Annotated in this window: 22 protein-coding genes; 6 read left to right on the plus strand and 16 right to left on the minus strand. The window is 60.9% G+C overall.

Annotated features, from left to right (window positions below):
• Positions 1–142 precede the first annotated feature (142 nt).
• From ACYG9R_RS20170 to ACYG9R_RS20180, 3 genes are all read right to left on the minus strand, one after another.
• Positions 143–397 carry a hypothetical protein gene (locus ACYG9R_RS20170; protein ID WP_023704584.1) on the minus strand — a complete coding sequence of 85 codons (255 nt, stop codon included), beginning with the start codon at positions 395–397 and terminating at the stop codon, positions 143–145.
• A gap of 224 nt (positions 398–621) precedes the next feature.
• Entirely contained in the window at positions 622–825 is a 204-nt protein-coding gene (locus ACYG9R_RS20175) for a hypothetical protein (protein WP_023667962.1), read from the minus strand.
• Between the two features lie 290 nt (positions 826–1,115).
• Entirely contained in the window at positions 1,116–2,027 is a 912-nt protein-coding gene (locus tag ACYG9R_RS20180) for a LysR family transcriptional regulator (protein WP_023681081.1), read from the minus strand.
• Positions 2,028–2,203: 176 nt separating this feature from the next.
• On the opposite strand from ACYG9R_RS20180, the gene ACYG9R_RS20185 reads away from it, so the two are divergent.
• From ACYG9R_RS20185 to ACYG9R_RS20205, 5 genes are all read left to right on the plus strand, one after another.
• Positions 2,204–3,406: an MFS transporter gene (locus ACYG9R_RS20185; protein ID WP_023824767.1), complete on the plus strand. Its 1,203-nt coding sequence runs from the start codon at positions 2,204–2,206 to the stop codon at positions 3,404–3,406.
• A gap of 300 nt (positions 3,407–3,706) precedes the next feature.
• Complete coding sequence (locus ACYG9R_RS20190) at positions 3,707–4,534, plus strand: transporter substrate-binding domain-containing protein (protein ID WP_023691453.1); 828 nt, start codon at positions 3,707–3,709, stop codon at positions 4,532–4,534.
• Between the two features lie 144 nt (positions 4,535–4,678).
• Entirely contained in the window at positions 4,679–5,959 is a 1,281-nt protein-coding gene (locus tag ACYG9R_RS20195) for an NAD(P)/FAD-dependent oxidoreductase (RefSeq protein WP_023824768.1), read from the plus strand.
• A 19-nt stretch (positions 5,960–5,978) separates the two neighbouring features.
• Positions 5,979–6,950: an amino acid ABC transporter permease gene (locus ACYG9R_RS20200; protein WP_023712239.1), complete on the plus strand. Its 972-nt coding sequence runs from the start codon at positions 5,979–5,981 to the stop codon at positions 6,948–6,950.
• A gap of 622 nt (positions 6,951–7,572) precedes the next feature.
• Positions 7,573–8,136, plus strand: a complete 564-nt coding sequence (locus ACYG9R_RS20205; RefSeq protein ID WP_023667968.1) for a sigma-70 family RNA polymerase sigma factor — start codon at positions 7,573–7,575, stop codon at positions 8,134–8,136.
• Here the strand turns inward: ACYG9R_RS20205 and ACYG9R_RS20210 are convergent, their stop codons facing one another.
• From ACYG9R_RS20210 to ACYG9R_RS20260, 11 genes are all read right to left on the minus strand, one after another.
• A complete protein-coding gene (locus tag ACYG9R_RS20210) occupies positions 8,137–8,313 on the minus strand; it encodes a hypothetical protein (protein WP_023667969.1) in 177 nt (58 codons plus the stop codon).
• A 141-nt stretch (positions 8,314–8,454) separates the two neighbouring features.
• Positions 8,455–8,673, minus strand: a complete 219-nt coding sequence (locus ACYG9R_RS20215) for a hypothetical protein (RefSeq protein WP_023824769.1) — start codon at positions 8,671–8,673, stop codon at positions 8,455–8,457.
• Between the two features lie 73 nt (positions 8,674–8,746).
• Positions 8,747–9,649 carry a class I SAM-dependent methyltransferase gene (locus ACYG9R_RS20220; RefSeq protein WP_023691450.1) on the minus strand — a complete coding sequence of 301 codons (903 nt, stop codon included), beginning with the start codon at positions 9,647–9,649 and terminating at the stop codon, positions 8,747–8,749.
• Between the two features lie 4 nt (positions 9,650–9,653).
• A complete protein-coding gene (locus tag ACYG9R_RS20225; protein WP_023667972.1) occupies positions 9,654–10,631 on the minus strand; it encodes a GNAT family N-acetyltransferase in 978 nt (325 codons plus the stop codon).
• Between the two features lie 8 nt (positions 10,632–10,639).
• On the minus strand, positions 10,640–11,797 hold the full coding sequence (locus ACYG9R_RS20230; RefSeq protein ID WP_031199707.1) for a glycosyltransferase: 1,158 nt from the start codon (positions 11,795–11,797) through the stop codon (positions 10,640–10,642).
• Positions 11,798–11,804: 7 nt separating this feature from the next.
• Positions 11,805–12,737: a glycoside hydrolase 5 family protein gene (locus ACYG9R_RS20235; protein ID WP_023699985.1), complete on the minus strand. Its 933-nt coding sequence runs from the start codon at positions 12,735–12,737 to the stop codon at positions 11,805–11,807.
• Positions 12,730–13,491 carry a TIGR04290 family methyltransferase gene (locus ACYG9R_RS20240; protein WP_023687791.1) on the minus strand — a complete coding sequence of 254 codons (762 nt, stop codon included), beginning with the start codon at positions 13,489–13,491 and terminating at the stop codon, positions 12,730–12,732. The genes ACYG9R_RS20235 and ACYG9R_RS20240 overlap by 8 nt, the downstream gene beginning before the upstream one ends.
• A 3-nt stretch (positions 13,492–13,494) precedes the next feature.
• Positions 13,495–14,298 (minus strand): sugar phosphate nucleotidyltransferase, encoded by an 804-nt coding sequence (locus tag ACYG9R_RS20245; protein WP_023687792.1) that lies wholly within the window; start codon positions 14,296–14,298, stop codon positions 13,495–13,497.
• Complete coding sequence (locus ACYG9R_RS20250) at positions 14,298–15,398, minus strand: CgeB family protein (protein ID WP_023687793.1); 1,101 nt, start codon at positions 15,396–15,398, stop codon at positions 14,298–14,300. Before ACYG9R_RS20250 ends, ACYG9R_RS20245 begins: the two co-directional genes overlap by 1 nt.
• A gap of 14 nt (positions 15,399–15,412) precedes the next feature.
• Positions 15,413–16,009: a histidine phosphatase family protein gene (locus ACYG9R_RS20255; RefSeq protein ID WP_023667978.1), complete on the minus strand. Its 597-nt coding sequence runs from the start codon at positions 16,007–16,009 to the stop codon at positions 15,413–15,415.
• Positions 16,006–17,109, minus strand: a complete 1,104-nt coding sequence (locus ACYG9R_RS20260; protein ID WP_023736084.1) for an inositol-3-phosphate synthase — start codon at positions 17,107–17,109, stop codon at positions 16,006–16,008. The genes ACYG9R_RS20255 and ACYG9R_RS20260 overlap by 4 nt, the downstream gene beginning before the upstream one ends.
• A gap of 14 nt (positions 17,110–17,123) precedes the next feature.
• On the opposite strand from ACYG9R_RS20260, the gene ACYG9R_RS20265 reads away from it, so the two are divergent.
• Entirely contained in the window at positions 17,124–19,010 is a 1,887-nt protein-coding gene (locus ACYG9R_RS20265; protein ID WP_245260107.1) for a hypothetical protein, read from the plus strand.
• Positions 19,011–19,018: 8 nt separating this feature from the next.
• Here the strand turns inward: ACYG9R_RS20265 and ACYG9R_RS20270 are convergent, their stop codons facing one another.
• Complete coding sequence (locus tag ACYG9R_RS20270; protein WP_023667982.1) at positions 19,019–19,204, minus strand: hypothetical protein; 186 nt, start codon at positions 19,202–19,204, stop codon at positions 19,019–19,021.
• Positions 19,205–19,298: 94 nt separating this feature from the next.
• A complete protein-coding gene (locus tag ACYG9R_RS20275) occupies positions 19,299–20,339 on the minus strand; it encodes a UDP-glucuronic acid decarboxylase family protein (RefSeq protein WP_023681096.1) in 1,041 nt (346 codons plus the stop codon).
• Positions 20,340–20,356 lie beyond the last annotated feature (17 nt).

Genomic DNA, 20,356 nt, shown 5'->3' on the forward strand with positions numbered 1-20,356 from the left:
CAGATCGGCAGTGTAAAAATGGTCTGGCCATGTTGACGTGAGCTTCTACCTTCAAACTGCCCACTACCTGGACCGGCAGTCAAATGGTCTCAGGGCAGCAAGTGAGGAGATGCGCTGGGAACCGGCTTGTCGGGCGGGTATTCTATTGATCTTCGGTATCGATAGATCCATGTTCCGTCGTCACTGTGATCGCGTTGTCGCCCGCGATTACTCTAGCGTATTCGAAGCGCTCCAACTTCTGTTCTGCCGATAGGCCTTTGAACATCGCGGTGGCCGAGTTCGTGATTTTGAAGTCGCCGCAACTCGGACAGCGAAACTCCCGGATGTCACCAACTGTCTCCGAATTAACGAGCGCCTGCTCATCTGTAATCGGGCAAATTGCGGCCATCCAAGCCATCGTGGTCCTCCGTCCTAAGGCCGTCCCCGATTACCCAAAAGGCATCGTCGAGTGCAAAATCCATTTCTGCCGACGCTCACCCCACCTGGAGTACTCCACCGAGTAGATTGCGCTCTCCACTCTCCAACCCAGAATGTGGATTAAAGCCAGTTCCTCGGCGAGCGATTTGCTGGTGAGCGGTAGGCGCTCTCGCTCTGGAGCCTCTCCCAAACGATCGGAGATGTTCATGTAGCGTCGGGCAGGACCGAAGGGCCGGAACGTGGCGTTTTCATCTCTTCGGCAATCACCAGTAGCGCCTCCAGAGCGACGGCGATCCCCGACATCACCGTACTTATGTCTGCGCTGCCGCCGAGCGTCGAAAGTTCGGCCGCTCGCGTTTGCATGCTTTGGCTCAGCTCTTGTAACTTCAGGCGCAGCTCGTCATCCATGGTATGTTCTCCAAGCTTGACGCTGGAGGAACGCGCCTGCTTACAACCCGTTCCGCCGGTGGCCGCAGAGAACCAGAGACACCGCAGATGCTACAACTTGCGCTGTGGCGGCGCTTAGGATGGGCGGTGGATTGAGCCTCAGCGAATGACCGTCGGCAAATAGCGGATGCTTCAGTCTCGAAAAGGTGCTGGACGGCTCGATATGCACCGCCCCTTGGCCCTGGGTGCTGGTCCCATGCACAGTAAGGCCGTGCAAGTGCGCGCGGCCTCTGGGCTCAACATTCCAGTCGTCATGGTCCAAAGTTGTCCCAAGGTGGGTTCTCACCAAAGTGGGCGGCGAGAAGCGTCACGAAGCTTTGAACTTTGGCGGAAAGATGCCTTCTTGACGGGTACATCGCGTAGATCGACCGGCTTACCGGCTTGAACTGGGGCATCACTGTCTCCAGCTGGCCCGAACGAATGGCTTCTCCAACAAGGAAAGTGGGGCAAAGTACTATGCCTGCTCCACCCAGCGCCGCATCGCGCAGGAGCTGCCCGTTCGTTGCCGTCATCCGTGCAGTGATTTTTACCGCCACTTGCCCCTTTGGTCCGTCGAACCGCCATTTTCCGCGGCTGGCGCGCAACGCGTAGTCCAGACAATCATGGTCGTGGAGATCCGACGGCTTTGTGGGACGCCCGCGTCTGTCCAGATAATCGCGCGAAGCGCAGACCACCTCGCGTGACGGCGCGATTCGGCGAGCAACCAGATTGGAAACCGTGAGTGGAGCGATGCGTACCGCGACATCCAGGCCCTCTTCCACGATGTCAACCACACGGTCGTCCAACACCAACTCAACCGACACCTCCGGGTAGACCGCGAGATATTCTGCAACGACTCTCCCAAGGTGCATCGCGCCGAAGGAGATCGGCGCGCTGACACGCAGTGAGCCGGTCGGACGTGTCTTGCTCTCGGCCGCGCTCGTACGAACTTCCTCGACATCCTCGATTATGCGCAGACTGCGCTCGTAGACGGAGGCGCCGAGCTCTGTCAGGCTGATGCGCCGGGTCGTCCGGTTGAGAAGGCGTGCGCCAAGCCACTCTTCCAGCATCTGGACATGCTTGCTCACAGCCGCTGGCGATAGTCGCATCCGCTTGGCCGCTCCAGCGAAGCTGCCTTCACCGACGACGTTGGCAAACACGGTCATGCTGGTCAGCCGGTCCAACTGCAATCACCTCTTTCATTCACGTTTCGTGAATTCACCATCCATATCTCCCTCGATTATCAATCCGCAGTGGACAGATTATCTGAAACCAGGCCGGGATCAATTGCCCGATCCGTCTCTCTAACGTTTGCCCGAAACGTTGGCGTCGAGTGCCTTCTCGCGGGCTGGAGGTGATCATGTCTCTGACCAAAGCAGCCCTTCGGGAGAAACAGGGAGCCACTTTTCGCATGTGGCTCTCCGTGCTCACTGTATCGCTGGGTATTTTTTCGATGATCACTGCGGAGCAACTCCCTGTGGGGCTGATTCCGGCAATTTCTTCCGAGTTGAATGTCTCTATTGGGAGTGGCGGTCTCACGGTGACGATACCCGGCGTAATTGCGGCGTTCGCTTCTATCGGTTTGCCGTTGGCAGTGGGGAGGCTCGACCGGCGTATTCTGATGGCGGGCCTGCTCGCGGTAATGGCTGCGGCGAGCGTGATTTCAGCGCTCGCAACGAACTTTCCCGTTCTGCTCGCGTCCAGGCTGCTCGTCGGGATCACCATCGGTGGCTTTTGGGCGATAGCCGGAAGCATCGCAGTACGCCTTGTTCCTGGACCGTCCGTGCCGCGCGCCATGACTATTGTCTTCGGCGGTGTAAGTGCCGCTGCGGTGCTGGGCGTGCCGGCCGGCACGATCATCGGTGATCTAGTCGGCTGGCGCGGCGCGTTCTGGTCTCTCGCCTTCCTGAGCTTTGCCATACTGCTCGCCGCCCTGCTTGTGCTTCCGAAGCTGGAGGCGGCGCAGCCTGTGGAGGTGAAAGCCCTGCGTGCGCAATTGCGCAATCCCGCCCTCCTGTCGGGCGTGGTTGCGACCGCACTGCTGGTGGCTGCCCACTACGGTGCCTACACTTTCGTGAGCCCGGTGTTGCTGGAGGTCTCGGGCGTCACTGCAGGGAGCATAGGTTGGTTACTGTTGGGGTATGGCATTCTCGGAATGATTGGCAACGCCGTCGCAGGCGTCTGGGCCGCCAAATCCGTCGGTCGCACATTGGCCTGCATCGTCATTGGGCTCGGCGCCACGCTGGCTCTCTTCCCGTTGCTCGGGGTCACGCCGCTCACAGGAACCATCCTGCTGCTGGTGTGGGGCTTCGCGTATGGCGCGGCGCCCATCACGCTGCAGACGTGGGTGCTGAGTGCAGCACCAGAAAGCGCGGAGACCGCGACGGCCATCTACTGCTTCACTTTCAATCTTGCCATCTCCGTGGGTACCCTAGCGACCAGTCAGATCGTCGACACGATGGGCGTGAACAGGGTCCTCTGGGTCGACTCCGCCATCATCCTGCTGGTGCTGCTGCCGGTGTGCCGCGCACCCATGCTTAACCGGAACATCGGAAACTCGTAGACAGCAAGCCATCCTGTGCCGCCCATCTGGCAATGATGCTGTGTAGGTTGAAGTAGACCTTCGTTTCCTCTGTCTTGAAAGTCACGCGCATCACATCAAACGCGGGTTCCGCCGCACCGTGCGGGTGCCGATGCTTTGCGCCCCGGAGGACAACTGCCTACTTGAAAAAGGACTTGATCCCCTCGTCGATATGTGTGCTGATATGAGATCGATCTCATGCCGCGCTCTCAATTGCTGTTTCTCTACGGGAGCGCGCTCTGGGAAGCATATGTCTGAATGACGATGAAGAGGGAGGTTCAAGTGAGGAAATTGATCGCGTGGCTGGCCTTGGCCACTACCACGCTCGCGTTCGCGTCTGCGGCCTCGGCGGGTGAAACCATCAACCGGGTTACCTCGAAGAAGGCAATGGTGGTCGCCACAAACAGCGGTTGGCCGCCGCAGAGTTTCCTCGACGACAGCAATCAGTTGGTCGGCTTCGACATAGATGTCTCGAAAGAGATCGCAAGGCGCCTCGGTGTCGAGGTCAGTTTCGATACGCCGGACTGGGCGACGATGACGGGCGGCCATTGGCAGGGACGTTACGATCTGGGTGTCGGCTCGGTGACGCCGACCAAAGCGCGCGCCAAGGTGATCGATTTCGAAGGCATCTATTATTATAGCCCCTACGTTTACGTGGTTCACAAGGACAGCCCGGCCAAATCGGTCGCCGACCTGAACGGCAAGATCATCGGCGTCGAGACCGCCACCACGTCGGAGGATTTCATCCGCAGACAACTCGAGATCGATGCTCCCGGCCTGCCGCCCATCGAATACAAGCTGGAGCCCGGTGAGATCAGGACTTTCGCTGACTCAATGCTGCCGTTCGACGATTTGAGGCTCGGCGACGGCGTGCGCCTCAACGCGGTCATCGCACCAGAACAGACGGCTCAGAACGCGATAAAGAACGGCTACCCGTTGCGTGTCCTGGAAGGCGGCTATGCCTTCCGTGAGCCACTGGTGGTGATCGCGGAAAAAGGTGATGCCGAGTGGAATGCCAAGATCGGCGGCATTCTCGACGAGATGAAGAAGGACGGTACCCTCGCGAAACTGACCACCAAGTGGTACGGCAAGGATTACAGCTCTGACTGAGAGGCATCGTGGATAAAGCTTGAGCGGGGTGCATTCAATTGAACATCCCGCTCCATCTGTTTTGTTTCAGCCGCATTTCCACGACACCGGGCGGCTCCGCCTGCCTGCAAAATGCTCTAGTGCCGCCACCTCATCATATTGATCATGACATGTCCTGACACATATTACCGACGCACGCTTGCCGACAACACCATCAGACCGCCGCTGAGCGGCGTTTCCGAGTGCGAGACAGTCGTTGTCGGCGGCGGACTGGCCGGCCTGACGACGGCGTTGCAGCTGGCTCGCGCCGGCCAGCAGGTCGTCGTGCTTGAGGCGCAGCGGATAGGATTCGGCGCTTCCGGTCGCAATGGCGGCTTCGTTAATCCCGGTTTCGCCACCGGCACCGACAACATCGCCGCGATGGCCGGCGTCGACGCGGCACAAAAACTGCACCGCCTGTCCATCGAAGGCGTCGACTTCGTGCGGCAGACGATCCGCGATCTCGACGTCAAGGCGGCAGAGCCGCGCTCCGGTATATTGAGCGTGCTTCGCCACGATGGCGGCGCCGTGCTCAAGGCATATGCCGAGCAACTGGCGCGGGATTTCGACTACCGGCTCGACTATCTCGATCGCGACCAGGTGCGAGCGGTGCTGCATTCGGATCGCTACCACCAAGGCCTGCGCGATCCCAGCGCCTTCCACATGCATCCGCTTAACTATCTGCGCGCCGTTGCTGGCGAGATCGAGCGGCTGGGCGGCAGGATATACGAGAGAACGGCTGCCGTTGAAGCCAACCTTGACGGCGCCGAAAAGATCTTGCGTACCGACAGCGGCGAAGTGCGCGCCCGCCAGGCCGTAGTTGCCACCGGCGGATATACGGGGCCACTGGTCGGTCGGCTGCAGCGGGCATTCCTGCCGATCGCCACTTACGTTATGGTGAGCGAGGAGGCGCCTGACCTCATCGCCAAGGCGATTACGACGACCGACGCCGTCGGCGATAACCGTCGCGCAGGCGATTATTACCGTGTTGTCGAAGACGGCAGGCGGCTGCTCTGGGGAGGGCGCATCACCACCCGGGCAGCCTCATCGGGCGTGTTGGCGAGGCAATTGCGCCGTGAGATGGTCACCACTTATCCGCAGCTCGAACACCTCAAGACCGAACTCGCCTGGTCCGGGCTCATGTCTTATGCCCGGCACATGATGCCCCAAATAGGCCCGTTGCAGCCGGGCGTCTGGTACCTCACGGCTTTTGGTGGCCATGGCATCAACACCACGGCGATCGCCGGCAAGTTGATCGCCGAAGCCATACTGGGACAATCGGACCGCTACCGGCTGTTCACACCCTTCGGCCTTGCCTGGGCGGGCGGCCCGGCTGGACTTGCGGTTGCGCAACTCACCTACTGGAAGCTGCAGGCGCAGGATTGGTGGCGCGAGCGGGCCCGCTGACCGCAGGGAGATCGAAGACGTGATCGGCCGACTATTGCTCAACCACCCGGACGCGGCGCGCCGCGTTGGCGTGTTCTTCGTGCTCGCCGCCATCGCCGCCGGCCTGTATGGGCTCGGCATCAAAGCCAGTTGGCTCGGCAAGCTCGTTCCGTGGTCGGTCGAGTGGCTCGCCGCCAACCCGGACGTCGGGCGGGCGGTCTCGGCGGTGCTGATCGCATTGATCTTGGTGGCGAACTGGAACGCGCTGCGGTATCTCAGCCGCAAACAGCAGATTGTGGCAGTTTGGATAGAGCTGTTCGTGTTGCTAATGTTGTTTTTCTATTCCTTCGACCTGTCCTTCGCGTTCATCGCCAAGAAGATCGGCTTCCTCGTCTCGAAGGGTGTGGTGACGACCCTCTACATTTCGGCCATTTCGATCGCCATCGCCACCCTCATCGCCTTCGTTGGCGCCATCGCCAAACTTTCCCGCAACGGCGTGGTCTATGGCTTGGCGACCTTCTATACCTCTCTGTTTCGTGGCTTGCCGTTGTTGATGCAGATCTACATCATCTATCTCGGCCTGCCGCAGATTGGCTACGTGATCGGCGCCGTGCCGGCCGGCATCATGGCGCTGTCGCTCTGCTACGGCGCGTACATGACCGAGATCTTCCGCGCCGGCATCGAAAGCATCTCGCGCGGCCAGACCGAGGGTGCTACGGCACTCGGCCTTAGCGCTAACCAGACGATGTTCCTGGTCATCCTGCCGCAGGCGATGCGCGTCATCGTGCCGCCGACCGGCAACCAGTTCATTGCGATGCTGAAGGATTCTTCGCTGGTCTCGGTGGTCGGGGTCTGGGAGATCATGTATCTCGCACGCACGCAGGGCCAGACCGAGTTCCGCCACATCGAGATGCTCATCACCGCCTCGATGATCTATTGGCTGCTCTCGATGGGGCTCGAGTTCCTTCAGTCGCGGATCGAGGACCGGTTCGGGCGCTCACTCAAGCGCTGATCGTCATCCGTGATCTTCGCCAAAGCGAGTTGCACAGCACCGCAACAGCCAGCTTCGGAGAGCAGCTGCAGATTGTACGCGACAGCATGCCGTTCGGCGACGTCGTGAGGGGTGAATCAACCCGGTATTTCATCGGCTTAGCCCGATCGGAGGGCAGAATAGAGCAAGTGCTGGACGAGCATGTTCGTTGGCCGACCGCCCGGCAACTACGACCGATTGCTGGATTTCACCCGCGCCAATAAGTTAACAAAATTAATGACTCTAACATGTCTCCGGCCAACCATTATCGCTATGTATCGATGGCAGCCGAGTTCGCCACTGGTTCGCCAATAGGTTTGTCAGCAGTGGTTTGCGCGTTACCAGCCGCACGACTCGGTCCATGCCCTGCACAGCCAAACGCACCGGCGAGACTTCCCGGGAATGAAGCTCGGCATGGTGTTTCGTTCCTTTGAAGTGGGCGTGGTTGGGGGAAGACCGTAGTCGGCGTGTTCGCGCCCGGTGGAATTTTCGAAGAGTTGTTTCCAACGGCGGGAACGAACCAAACTTCCATGCATTTAGCTCTGGCTTCGTTCATTCACTCTTTCTTCTGGGAGCTGGACCATTGTCATCCGGAGGCTATCTCTTGGCCGACCAACAAACCAATGACGTTTCCATCGTTGATCTGATACCTGCCCTGCGGGCTTTCGCGCGCACCTTCTGCCGCGTTCCAGACGATGCCGACGATCTGGTGCAGGAAACGTTGACCAAAGGGCTCGCCAACATCGACAAGTTCGAACCTGGTACACGCATGAAGTCGTGGCTCTTCACCATCATGCGCAACACCTACTACACCCGGATCAAGATCGCTGCACGGGAAGCGCCAGGCCTTCTCGACTGCGCGTCTTCGAGACCGATTTCGGAAGCTACCCAGGAATGGACCGTTCAGAGCAAGGAAGTTCACGGCGCCATCCAAAAGCTGCCCGAACATCAGCGCGAGGTGCTGATGCTGATCGGCGTTTTGGGAGTGGGCTACGAGGAAACCGCCGAAATCTGCGGCTGCGCGGTAGGGACGGTCAAGAGCCGGCTGAACCGTGCCCGCGCCAACATCCTTGAGCTACTCGGGGAGAGCTCGTTGCAGACATTGATAGAAAGGCGAAATCAGCTGTCGGATGGTCAGCTCGATATAGAGGTCGACAGCCGCAGATAATCAGCTCTTCACGTCTCGCCGACGCTTCTCGACGAGAGCATTTTGCAATTGGATCGCCAGCTTGGATAGGCGGTCTGGTATCTTTTCCTGCTCTATGGCGGCCAGCAGGGAAGCAATCTCCTGATCCACTGCCATCTCGACAAGCAGATCCGTGGTATCGTCGCTCGAATGAGACATCACGTTCTCTTGATAGCATCCCTAGATCCAAGTCTGATGATGAGCGCTCGGCACTACAAGGCGTTGTCGACCGCCGAGAGGCTCACCGGCGGCCCTTGCACAGTTTTCCTCCGTGCCGCGGCAAGACGCGGCGCGGTGGCGTCAGTCCTTCAGCAACCGGTTTGCGGCGTGATCCTGAAATTGATCGGACTTGATTCGATTGCCGTCCAGCCCGCGCTCTCGGCTATGTTGCTTCCTGTCGCGGTTGGACAAAACCGCGCTTTCTTCGATCTTGTCCTTGTCCAAGGTGGTCATTGCGCCGGCGCCGGCACCTTTGCCTTGGCTGCCTTGGCCGAAATGCTTTTTGCCGCCGGATGCCATGATCTCCTCCTTCGAATCCAGGACACCGATCGGTGCCGACGCCCGAACCGGCATCGCGCTGTAATGTTCCGTCTCACCCAGCAAGCAGGAAGGCGTCGCCATCCCATGACCCAAACGGCTTCTCGCCGTCGATGACGACCCGCAATTGGTGAGCTTGCGCAAGACGGCCGATGTCGGCCCGGTCCAAAGAAAGCGATCCGCGATAAGAATAGTTGAGCAATGCGAGCCGGCCCGGCCGTTTGAGAACGCGCGCAATTTCATCGAAAAGCCGCTCAGCCATGCCGGCCAGGACCAGGTAGGGAAAGCTGTCGACCGCCAACACGCAATCGAAACTGTCGTCGTCGAAGTCGGCCAGATCGAGACCGGAGGTTTGGCGCAGTTCGACATTGCCGAGCGCTGCGCATTGCTCGGAGGCGATAGAGATCATCCGCGATGATATGTCGATGCCGACCATCCGCTTGAAGGAATTGGACAGCGCGCGCTCGAAACGTCCGATGCCGCAACCGATGTCGAGAATGTCTCGTTCAATTCCGGTGAATTCTCGCGCCTCGAGCCATTCAACGATTTCGTCGGTCATGGCTGTCAGCCGCTCGTCATCGCCAAGGGATCCTAACTGGACACTTGCGGCTGTCGAAATTGCTGCCGCGGCATCAAAACTCGAGGCCAGCCGCGTGACGACGGCAATATCCGTCTCGCCGTTACCGCGTTCATGCCGAACGGCGCCGCCTGTCGCTCGCAAAGTGGCAAGGACGCCCGGTCTGTGGCGCAGCAGTCCAGCGACCTTTCGCAGTCTTTCAGCATCGCCGGTATCCGCCGGACGGACTTTCAGCACGAACTCCGCCAATTCCGCCGCTTCAATTGTGGGCGGCAGGTGAAGCGCCAGCCTGACGAGAACAGCTTCGGCGCAGGCACCATCGGCCATGCAATCTTCGACCGCCCGTCTGACCGATGTCCGGCGCTGCGCGTGCACACTCATGACATCAACTCCGCGTCCAGATCCTCCGCATCGTCCACCTGTCGACGGCGCCCCAGCCATATTTGTAGGCCTCCTGGCCGCGCAGGAAGTCGAACTCGCGCGCATCCTCGCGGATCGACTCCGCGATCGCGTGGCCGATCAGGATCGCCCCTGGGCTCTCCTCGGCATATGCAGGATCTAGGCCGCCGAGATAGGCATAGGCGCGGCCGCGGTGGTGAAATCCGTAATAGGCGGCGACAGTCGTGCCATCGATCGCGAGCAACCAGCATCGGACCAGGCCGTGAGCATCGAGCAAGGGAAGTGAAAGCCCATGGAAGTGCTGCACGGCGGGGTCGGCCAATACACCACCTCCATGTCCAACCCAGCGTGCCTGGTGCAGGCGGATCAATTGGTTCAGGAAGTTCTGATCGCCCCGCGCTGACGCCAACGCGAGCCGGCCGCGTCTGGACGCCGCTTGGCGCGCCCGGCGCAACTGGCGCCTGCGCCGAGCGGGAACGCAGCCGGCCAACGTGTCGTCGCCGGCAACAGCAAGCACGGGACAGGCTGCATGAATTACCGGCCTCTCGACCGTTAAACCGGGATGCGCGATCGTAAGACCGGCACTGTTTTGCGGCAGATCAGACAAGATCCATTGTGACCACCCGACCGAGCAGATCGTTTCGGCAATGGTGGCGACAACCGCCGCCTCGATATCCCGGACAGCCAGGATGTCCAGATAATCACTGAGCGAAATACCGACCGGAAGCAGCTTCGAACCGGCCGTTCCATGCTCGAGATAGAGTGGCGCCAGCCCGACCAGATCGCCGCCACGCCAGACCGCGACTGTCGCCAGTTCACCGGGTGCGAATGCGCGCCACCATGGCACCAGCCAAGCGGGGGATTGGAACGGCGTCGCAGAGGAGCTCTGCTCCCATAGTTTCCACCAGTGCGGCGTCAAGGCATCGAATTTTACGGGGTCATCGATGATTTCGCTGCGCAACACTGCTTTTCTCACGGTGCCGCAGCGAAGCGCCGGCAATCTGTGCCAAGTTGTGCCAGCGCCTGATAGGCAGCCATATACGACGAGATCATCCGTTCCAGCGAAAACCGCCGTCGCGCCTCCACCCGGCACGCCTCGGCGTCCAGGCTGGGCGCCGCAAGAATGGCTTGGGCCATTTCGTCGACTGTGTTGACGAGAAAGCCCGTCCTGCCGTGCTCGATGACATCCGCAAGCGCGCCATTCGGGAATGCGACCACCGGGGTACCGCAGGCGAGGGCCTCCATGGCGACAAGCGAGCTTGTCTCGGCGGCGAGGCTTGGAATGACCAGACAGCGGGCTGCGTTGAGAAAGCGCCTCTTGGCGTTAAAACCGAGCGGGCCCAGGAAGCGGCGGCGAGCATCAAGACGGGATTGGACCTCGTCGCGAAAGTAGCGCGTATGTGTTTCGTAGGGATAGACCTTGCCGCCGATGACCAGGGGCACGCGCGCCTGTTTGGCCGCGTCCAGGGCCAGGTGAATGCCCTTTTCCGGGCAGACCCGGCTGAGAACCAGGGCAAAGTCTCGCTTCGGCTGCACCAGGCTCAGTGCTTCGATGTCAACGCCGTTGGGAATCGGCGCCACCAGTCTGGCCCCTGGTGGCGCCGTTTGCTGCTGGGTGGGCGAGACCGCATGGAGCCACAGGTCGTCCCGCGTCGGTCGCAGAGCCTCGGCCGGATACCAGTCCAAGGGCAGGTGGAGGCTCACCAGGGTCGGACCATCGTCGGGCAGATAGGCATGAAAATCGATGCCGTGCAGATGAACCACATCGATCGGCCATCGGGCGCGGGCAGCGGCGATCGCTTTGCGATGAGCCTGCTGCGCGCGGCTCTTCGCCGCCTCGTCGAGCACGCCGTTTTCAGCCGGTATTTCCACAAGGATACCGCTCGCGCTGGAGCCGCGGCAGCCAATGACGATAGAGCGGTGGCCGGCGCGAACCAGCTCCCGATCGAGCATCGACAGAACCTGTTCGGCACCGCCGACAGCATCGGGTCCGACGGGTGCGAGAGGGTAGGCGACATTGAGGACAGTGAGCGCCGCGGCTGGTTGCGCCTCGGTCCCGTATGCCGCACCACCTGTCGATGATGCCGCTAATTCGTCCAATGTGTCAGGCGTCTGGTGCATTGGCAGCATGACACTTTCACGCTGCCGAGGCCCGCCGCGTCGGGAGCGAAGCGGACGTCATGCCGGGCGCATAGCGGCGGATCATGGTTGCGCAGAATTCCGCGAACTCCTCCGGCGCCAGTGGCGGGCTGGTGTGGTGGGGCATCATTCCCCGATGCTGCGGTGTAAAGCAAAAGGTGACCGTCACGTCGAAATCGGCGAGTGCCTCCATCTGCCGGTCGAACCAGTCCAGCGCGTTCGGCCGGAAGCTGTCTGCCCAGGAAAGCCCCGTGCGCATATTGGTGACGCCCAGCCGCTTCATCCAGGCGACGGCATCGTCCAGCCGGGGGTCCTCGAAATGAAACCACTGCACCAGTCCCATTGCGGGCGTGTAGCGCAGGAACTCCTCCAGCGCTGGTTTTGGCGTGCCGTCCTGGCGCAGCAGCCCCATGTGGAAATGTCGATAGTAAGAAGAGCCCTCCGCCTCGCGATGCCGCGTCGTTGCTTCCCATTCGCGCGGAAGATCGTAGAGGCTGTACCACTGGATACGTGGTGCGTTGCCAATCAGCAACTCGGCGGTGCGCTTGAGCCCCCAGACCTGGATTTCTTCCGCGCCGAAGGTCGATACGCCGACTTCGCTGACCCAGATGGGAAGGTTGGTGACGGTCGCGATCTCGCCGATCTTCTGCGGCCATTCGTGGATCTGCCACAGGTTCCAGTCGAGCGGAAAGCCGTGCACGGCGACGGCATCGACATGGTCCAGCACGCCGAATTCCTTCATGCGGGTGATAAAGCCCGGATCTATCGGCGAGATGCCACCGAGTACTTTCGTCAAAGACGGGTTCTCCGACGCGATTGCGTCAGCCGACAAGATCGCCATCCTGGCAAAGCGGCTCCAATCGGGATCGAGCTCTGGGTCCCAATGCGATTTGTTGTTGGGCTCGTTCCAGATCATGGCGGCTTCAATCATGGAGCTGTCCTTTCGAGGGATAGATGGCGCCGCCGCCGGCCGGGTCCCCGGCTGCGCGGCAGAAATAGACCTCCTGCTCGGGGTGCAGAACGATCTCGAAACCGGCGCTGCGCAGCATCGCTTCGGTGCAGGCGCGGTTTGGAATCCACCAGTTGGTGGGATCGTCGGCATAGCGGTGCTCGATGAAATGCAGCTTGGGAAATTGCGGCTGGTCGAACAGGTCATGCGTCCAGAAATGATAGTTTTCTTCCAACTCGGGCAGATCCGCGCTGCCGCGCTGCATGGACTGGAAGATCATCAGGTCACGGGCGACATGTTCGCGGATCAGGTCGAGCGCGAGCAAGGGGTGGCGCAAATGGTAAAGCACCCCCATGAACAGCACGACATCGAATGTCTCGCGCAGCGAGCCGACGTCGTAGACCGAAAGCTTCTGGAATTCGATCTCGCAATCGGCAACCTCGGCCGCAAAGCGAGCTTGGGCCAGATAGGCGTCATCGAAATCGATGCCGAGGACACGGTCAGCACCTCGCCGTTTCATCTCGATGGAGTAAAATCCTGCATTGCAGCCGATATCGAGTACCGCCTTGCCTGTCAGATCAGCGGGAATGGCATTGGCAAATTTGCGCCATTTGATCAGCGGGTAGTTGCCCAGAAAATGGTTGGGAGCGGTTTCGACGCCGGCAAGTTCCATGTTGTGGAACCATGGGCCGAGCGCATCGATGCGGCGGCGGATTTCGGCATGGGAATGCAGCATGGCTCAGGCTCCTTCGCCAGGAACGACGGGTACATGCGACTGCGCGCCGGGCATGATCATGGTGGGCCGGCGGTGCGCGGATGAGGCGTCGTTTTCAAGCAACCGCAGCGCTGTGCGATAGCCGTTGAAAGTGCCGACATCGACATAGTCCGACCCAGCCCTGACACCAAAAGCTGTACCGCCGGCCGCAATATAGGCGTTGACCAAAGTGCCGATATATTCGTCACTGCGCTCCCGCTCACGCCAGAGTGCCGCAAGCTGATGCAGGATATGGCCCGGCATCTTGAACGCACCCCAAACCCAGTTCGTGGCGGCATCCTGCCGCTTGACCTGGATTTCGATCACGCGCTCGTGGACGTCGATGACGACGGCGTCGAAGAATTCCGGCTGATCCACCGGGAAAAGCAGAAATGAGAGCTGATCGTCGGGCAAATGGCGGAAACCGTCCTCGGGAAACCAGATCGTATCGGGAAGGCCGACCAGGACGACCTCGTCGGGCGCGACGAGGGGCGCCGCCCGGAAGATCGCATCGCACAGACCGACGGGGTTCGGCTGCACCACGAAGAGAGCCGCCGCGTCACCGTAGCCGGCGGCGTAGTATTCAAGGATGTCGGATTTGCCCGATCCGATGATGAAGCAAATCTTGTCGACGCCGGCCTGCACCATGCGCCGTACCAGATACTCGCTCACGGCGCAGGGACGCTCGGTCTGTCCATCGATCCGGCTACCGACCGGCAGCAGCTCTTTCGAGAAGCCGAGCGGCTGAATGCGGCTGCCGCGCCCGGCAGCGGGTACGATGCCCAACATCAGACCGCTTCCCTCATCGGTTCGCCGGGAGATCTTTGAAAGGCATCGTTCAGGATGCGATCCAGTTCCGCCGCGCGCCGTGCGGAAGTGTGTTCGCCCAAGACCCGGTCGCGGGCACGCCTTCGAATGCCGTCGAGCTCGCACTCCGGCAATTGCAATGCGGCGACCACATCATCGGTGTCATGCGCCAACAATATTTCGCGGCCGGGTTCGAAAAATTCGGCCAGGCCCGGCCATGCATCGGTGACGATGGCAGCCCCACACGCGGCCGCTTCGAAGAGCCGTCCCGACGGGCACCAGCCCTTTTGCGCCATCGCCTCCCGGGTGACGTTCAGTGTCAGGCGAGATGATGAGAAGAAAGCCGGATGGTCGGCTGGCGGAAGATGCCTGACAAAGAAGATGTTGTCACTCCATGGGAATTCCTGCGGATATTGCGCGCCGCCAATGATGAAACGGTGGTCGGGCAGGCGCGCGGCCGGGCGGACTAGCAGCTTTTCGACGCCGGCCTGGCGATCCGCCGCGTAAGTTCCGAGATAGGACAGATCACCGGCGAATTCGGCCCGCTTCTCTGCCGGCCGGTGTTGGTCGGGATCGACATGCCCATAGAGAGGCACCACGTGACGCGCGCCTAAAACCGACTTAAGCGCCTCGATCGCAGAGCCGCCGGTGTAACTCAAAACGAGGTCGAAATCGGCAAGACCCTCAGGTCCGAAATAGGGCGGACGCTCGCCTTGCTCGATGCGGGCAAGCGTGACCGGAGTGTCGAGATCGTAGAAGACACGCAATCCGCGACCTGTCTGCTGCGCCAGCCGCGAGGCCTCCACGGCGTCGGCACAGTAGGAGGTAACGACGACGACATCCGCTTGCTTCATTGCCCGCTCCGCAACGCGACGGATGTCTTCCCAGTCCGGATAAATGACGACGTTGCCGCCATCGAGCCGATCGAGATCACGCGTCCCGGCATAGTAGGGGGTATCGCGTTCGAAGAAGGTGATGGACCATCCCAGCCGACCCAGGGCGCGGATCAGTCCGCGCCAGAGCGTGGCATGGCCGTTGCCCCATGATGATGTAACAGTGAGACCGAAAATGACCATCTGCATCCGGAAAGTCCTCGTCAGGCAGCTTCGTTCATTCGCAGGAGCTTGGAGCCCCAGTCACCCGACACGATCGTCGTGATCGAGGCTGGATCGATGTCGAAGCGGAAGCAGTCGCCGACCGGCAAGCCAAGCACCTTGCAGACGGCGGCCTTGATGACGTCGGCGTGGCTGACCAGGGCGACACACTGGTTCGGATGCCGCTCGCGCACTGCGTTCATCAGTGCGACGATCCGCTCCTGGACATCCAGCATGGTCTCGCCGCTCGGTGTCCTGGCCTCCTGCCGCTGGTCGTTCCACGCCCGCCAGCCGGCGTCGCCGTTCAACTCGTCGAAGGTCTTTCCCGACCAATCGCCGAAATCGATCTCATCGAGTTCGGCGCAGATCGCAATCTCACCGACGCCGCAGGCAAGCGCGATCGGCACGGCCGTCTCTTGCGTACGCTCACGCGGGCTGCACAAGATGGCTTCAATCGGCTCCCGGGCCATGCGGCCACCAAGATGCGCGGCCTGCGCCTTCCCAGCCTCGCCAAGGCAAACGCCATCCATCCGTCCTGCAAGATAGGAGCCGACATTGTCGTGCGCTGCATGACGGATCAAAAAGAACGTTGTCGTCATTCCGCGGCATCCAGCAAAGGCTCGTCCTTGCCGGCGATGAAGGCGAGCGTGCGCTGCCGCGCTTCGGCGTCGGTGAACTGTTCGGGAGGCGACTTCATGAAATAGCTGCAGGGACCGGTCAGTGCTCCCGCTATGCCGCGATCGAGCGCAAGCTTGGCGCAGCGTATCGCATCGATCACCACGCCGGCTGAATTTGGAGAATCCCAGACTTCCAGCTTGAGCTCGGCGTTGAGCGGCACGCCGCCGAAGGTCGTCCCTTCCACTCGGATATAGGCCCATTTGCGATCAGTCAGCCACGGTACGTGGTCGCTGGGTCCGACATGAATATTGCCCGGCTCCAGGGGAACATCGAACTGGCTGGCCACGGACTGGGTCTTGGAAATTTTCTTTGATTCCAGCCGCTCGCGTTCCAGCATGTTGAGGAAGTCGGTGTTGCCGCCGAAATTCAGCTGATAAGTGCGATCGATGCGCACGCCGCGCTCGCGGAAGAGATTGGCCAGCAGGCGGTGAACGATGGTCGCCCCGACCTGGCTCTTGATATCATCGCCGACCAGCGGCAGCCCTCGCTGCTCGAAGCGCCGGCGCCATTCCGGACGTGAGGCGATGAAAACGGGTATGCAGTTGACGAAGGCGCAGCCGGCCTCAAGCGCGCATTCGGCGTAGAAGCGCGTCGCCTCCTCGGAGCCCACCGGCAGGTAAGAGACCAGCACGTCGGCGCCGCTGTTGCGCAGGATTTCGCTGACGTCGGCAACCGGCTCCGGCGCCTCCTCGATTTCGTCGCGCAAGTATTTTCCGATGCCGTCAAGTGTCGGTCCGCGCTCGACGCGAACGCCGTTTGCCGCCGCATCGGCAAAGCGGAACGTGTTGTTGGGGGCGGCGTAGATTGCTTCAGCGACGTCGAGGCCAACCTTGCTCCTGGCGACGTCGAACGCGCAGACAATCTCGACGTCGTCGACATGGTAGCCGCCGAGGTCGGCATGCATCAGCCCTGGGATTGGTTCGTTGCTTTTTGCGTGACGATAATAGGAGAGGCCCTGCACCAGGGAGGATGCGCAATTGCCGACCCCGACGATACCGACACGAACCTTTTTCGATCCCACGAAACTGCCGCCCTATGCTGTTCAAAGGTAAGTTCCTGCCGCCGAACCACCAGCGTGCCGGAATGTTCCTTGGCCTGCCGAAAAATTGCGCAAGACAGCATGGATCGAAGCAGCGCTCGCTGCGTTGCCGCAAAGGCAAAGCATTGGAAAACCGATCGATGATCGTTTACGGCGACCAGAAGCGGAGGCAGAGCGCAGAACGGCTTCGCGAAGCTGCCAGCGAGATTGCTCAAAGTCTGGACCGCATGGCTCATGGCGTCCGACGCCATGCCGCGTTGGTCGGCCTATTCATCAGCGTATCGGAACTGGTTCGCGCGCTTGCCGATGTCGATTTCGAGAACAGGGGCATCGACATCTTTTCGCCGCGGCAACAGCAAGGCGCCAGATTGCTGGTTGGTCTTGCGGCAGAGGTGGCGAAGTCGTGGCGAAGCGGTTTCGCCGTGGGCGGTGGCATCGAGCCGGGACTTCTCCAACTGCTGGACGGGTTGGATTGCGAGGCTGAGGTTCTGACCGGTTCTGCCGAGGGTTACGCGCATTACGCGCTTTATCCCGAAAGCTATTTGGGAGCGGCGCAGGAGTCAGGTCTCGATGCGAACACATGCGTGATCGGCATCCGCAGCATCGGCCTGGGGCTTGCAGCCATAGTGGCTGCCGCGATTGGCGCGCCGGCGCCATTCAGCGTTCGTCCGGTCGGCCATCCTTTCCGCAGGCACATCAATGCCGATCCGCGCTCGATCGCCACCTGGAAGAACAGTCCATCGGCACGCTTCGCCGTTGTAGACGAAGGTCCCGGTCTGTCCGGCAGTTCGATGCACGCCGTCGTCGCGTGGCTGCGGGAACTGGGTATTGGTATGGACCGCATTCACCTGTTTCCCAGCCATCCTGGCAACCCGGGCATCGAAGCGTCACGGGAGGCCAGGGAGACATGGTCGCGCTGTCCGAAACATGTGGCGACGGCGCTCGAATGCACCTTCCCCGAAAGCTCGAACATTCCCACGCTTAGCGAATGGGTGGCCGAGGCGGTCGGCAGCCCCGAATTACGCCTGACCGAACTGTCTGGTGGCGAATGGAGGAGCGTCCACTACGTCGACGAAAAGCATTGGCCGCCGAGCCCGCGCGGCATCGAGCGGCGTAAATTCCTGGCGTCCGCGGGGTGTGGTCGCTGGCTCGTCAAATTCGCCGGTCTCGGCGAAACCGGACGGCGTAAGAGACGAGCCGCGGAAATGTTGGGGAAAGCCGGGTTCGGATCGCAAGTGGTCGGGCTTTGCCACGGCTTTCTGGTCGAACGGTGGATTGACGGCACCACGATGGACCAGGCGCCGCTGCCAAGAGGAAGGCTGGTCGCGGAGTTGGCGCGCTATCTAACCTGGCGGGCGCTCAATCTCCGAACCTGCGAACCGGGTGCATCATTGCTCGCACTCGCGGAAATGGCTGTTTCCAATACATCTGAAGCCCTGGGCGAGAACCGAGCGGCGACGTTGCGCCGTTGGCTTTCGAAAAAAACCCCTGCGTATGTTCTGCAGCGGGTGGAAATCGACGGAAAGCTTCACGCGTGGGAGTTTCTCGTTTGTGCCGACGGCACGGTGCTCAAGACAGATGCCGTCGACCATTGCCGGGCACACGATTTGATTGGCTGCCAGCCGATAGAGTGGGACATTGCCGGCGCCCGTGTCGAATATGGACTATCCGACAGCGATGTGACGACATTGGTCGAGGGGATGGGGCTCGATATTGACAATGGCCACATCGATTTTTTCGAACCCTGCTATTTGGCGTTCCAAATCGGGCTCTGGAGCACGGCTGCGCAATCCGAAAATGGCCAGGAAAAAGCAAGGCTGGCCGCGACCGGAGACCGATACAGGGCGGGGCTGATACGATTCCTGGACGAATCTCAGGTGTAGCGTTTCGATCAATCCAGCCTTCGTAGCATGTCTGCTTCCTGCTCGAGAATAGCGGCCACTTCCTCGCGCTGCAGATGCGTCATCATCAGGCTGACGCAGCACTCGAGATAGGTGATGGAGGAGCGCCGCAGATAGGCAGCCGCCTCGCGTTCGGCAATCTTGTCGACATCCTTCGCGGGTCGCTTGGGTTGCATGAGGATGATCCTCCGTATCGGGTCCCTCCCGCCAAACTACAAGGTTGGATGGATGTTCCGCACGATCTCCGGGCAGGTCCGGCCGCGGCCCACGTCATGCAGGAAGGTTCTGCAGCCCGCCTGCGGGTCTCCTTTTGGCAAGGCCTGTCATCTGATCGCCGATGCCGGTGCCTTCGAGCGCCGCGAAATAATCGATCGTCAGCTTGAGCCCTTCGTTGAGCGGCACTCTCGGCGACCAGCCGAGCAGCGTTTTCGCACGCGAAATATCAGGCTGCCTGCGCCGAGGATCGTCTTGCGGCAGGGGCAGAAATTTCAGATCCGACTTGGTGCCGGTCATCGCCTTCACCAATGCCGCCAGTCGCACGATGGTGAATTCTCCGGGATTGCCCAGATTGACCGGCTTGCCCGGATTGGGGTCGATGTTCATCAGGCGCATCAATCCATCAATCAAGTCGGAGACATAGCAGAAGGATCGCGTTTGCTGGCCGTCGCCGAATATCGTCAGCGGACGCTTCTCGAGCGCCTGCATGATCAAATTCGAGACGATGCGACCGTCGGCCGGATCCATTCTCGGACCGTAGGTGTTGAAGATGCGCGCGACGCGGACGTCGGCCTTGCCGGCCCTTAGATAGTCGAAGCAAAGCGTTTCGGCGGTGCGCTTGCCCTCGTCGTAGCAGGCGCGTGGGCCGGTGCAGTTCACATGACCGACATAATCCTCCCTTTGCGGGTGTTGTTCCGGATCGCCATACACTTCGCTCGTCGAGGCCTGCAGCAGTCGCGCGTCATTGCGGACAGCGAGTTCGAGCAGGTTGAGGGTTCCGATCACGCAGGTACGCGTGGTGTGTATCGGGTCGGCCTGATAACGCGGCGGTGAGGCGGCGCAGGCCAGGTTGAAGATGTGATCCACGGGCTCGCCGAGATCCAATGGCCGGCAGATGTCCTGCTCGATCAACCGGAAACCCGGCCGGTCCATGATCGAGATGATGTTTTCCATGCGCCCGGTCAGAAAATTGTCGACGCAGATCACGCGCCAGCCGTTGCGGAGCAATACTTCGCAAAGATGCGAACCGAGGAAACCCGCGCCGCCGGCAACAAGCACCGTCTTTGCCCTGTGCGCCTTTCTTGTCTGTCGCATCGCTGTTTTCTCCTGTC

The organism is Mesorhizobium sp. RSR565B (genome assembly GCF_054719465.1).

Bases quoted from the DNA above. Each gene is read 5' to 3' on its own strand.
- ACYG9R_RS20170 (WP_023704584.1), bottom strand. From the start codon at position 397: ATGGCTTGGATGGCCGCAATTTGCCCGATTACAGATGAGCAGGCGCTC.
- ACYG9R_RS20175 (WP_023667962.1), bottom strand. From the start codon at position 825: ATGGATGACGAGCTGCGCCTGAAGTTACAAGAGCTGAGCCAAAGCATG.
- ACYG9R_RS20185 (WP_023824767.1), top strand. From the start codon at position 2,204: ATGTCTCTGACCAAAGCAGCCCTTCGGGAGAAACAGGGAGCCACTTTT.
- ACYG9R_RS20195 (WP_023824768.1), top strand. From the start codon at position 4,679: ATGACATGTCCTGACACATATTACCGACGCACGCTTGCCGACAACACC.
- ACYG9R_RS20210 (WP_023667969.1), bottom strand. From the start codon at position 8,313: ATGTCTCATTCGAGCGACGATACCACGGATCTGCTTGTCGAGATGGCA.
- ACYG9R_RS20215 (WP_023824769.1), bottom strand. From the start codon at position 8,673: ATGGCATCCGGCGGCAAAAAGCATTTCGGCCAAGGCAGCCAAGGCAAA.
- ACYG9R_RS20220 (WP_023691450.1), bottom strand. From the start codon at position 9,649: ATGAGTGTGCACGCGCAGCGCCGGACATCGGTCAGACGGGCGGTCGAA.
- ACYG9R_RS20230 (WP_031199707.1), bottom strand. From the start codon at position 11,797: ATGCTGCCAATGCACCAGACGCCTGACACATTGGACGAATTAGCGGCA.
- ACYG9R_RS20235 (WP_023699985.1), bottom strand. From the start codon at position 12,737: ATGATTGAAGCCGCCATGATCTGGAACGAGCCCAACAACAAATCGCAT.
- ACYG9R_RS20240 (WP_023687791.1), bottom strand. From the start codon at position 13,491: ATGCTGCATTCCCATGCCGAAATCCGCCGCCGCATCGATGCGCTCGGC.
- ACYG9R_RS20245 (WP_023687792.1), bottom strand. From the start codon at position 14,298: ATGTTGGGCATCGTACCCGCTGCCGGGCGCGGCAGCCGCATTCAGCCG.
- ACYG9R_RS20250 (WP_023687793.1), bottom strand. From the start codon at position 15,398: ATGCAGATGGTCATTTTCGGTCTCACTGTTACATCATCATGGGGCAAC.
- ACYG9R_RS20255 (WP_023667978.1), bottom strand. From the start codon at position 16,009: ATGACGACAACGTTCTTTTTGATCCGTCATGCAGCGCACGACAATGTC.
- ACYG9R_RS20265 (WP_245260107.1), top strand. From the start codon at position 17,124: ATGCTGTTCAAAGGTAAGTTCCTGCCGCCGAACCACCAGCGTGCCGGA.
- ACYG9R_RS20270 (WP_023667982.1), bottom strand. From the start codon at position 19,204: ATGCAACCCAAGCGACCCGCGAAGGATGTCGACAAGATTGCCGAACGC.
- ACYG9R_RS20275 (WP_023681096.1), bottom strand. From the start codon at position 20,339: ATGCGACAGACAAGAAAGGCGCACAGGGCAAAGACGGTGCTTGTTGCC.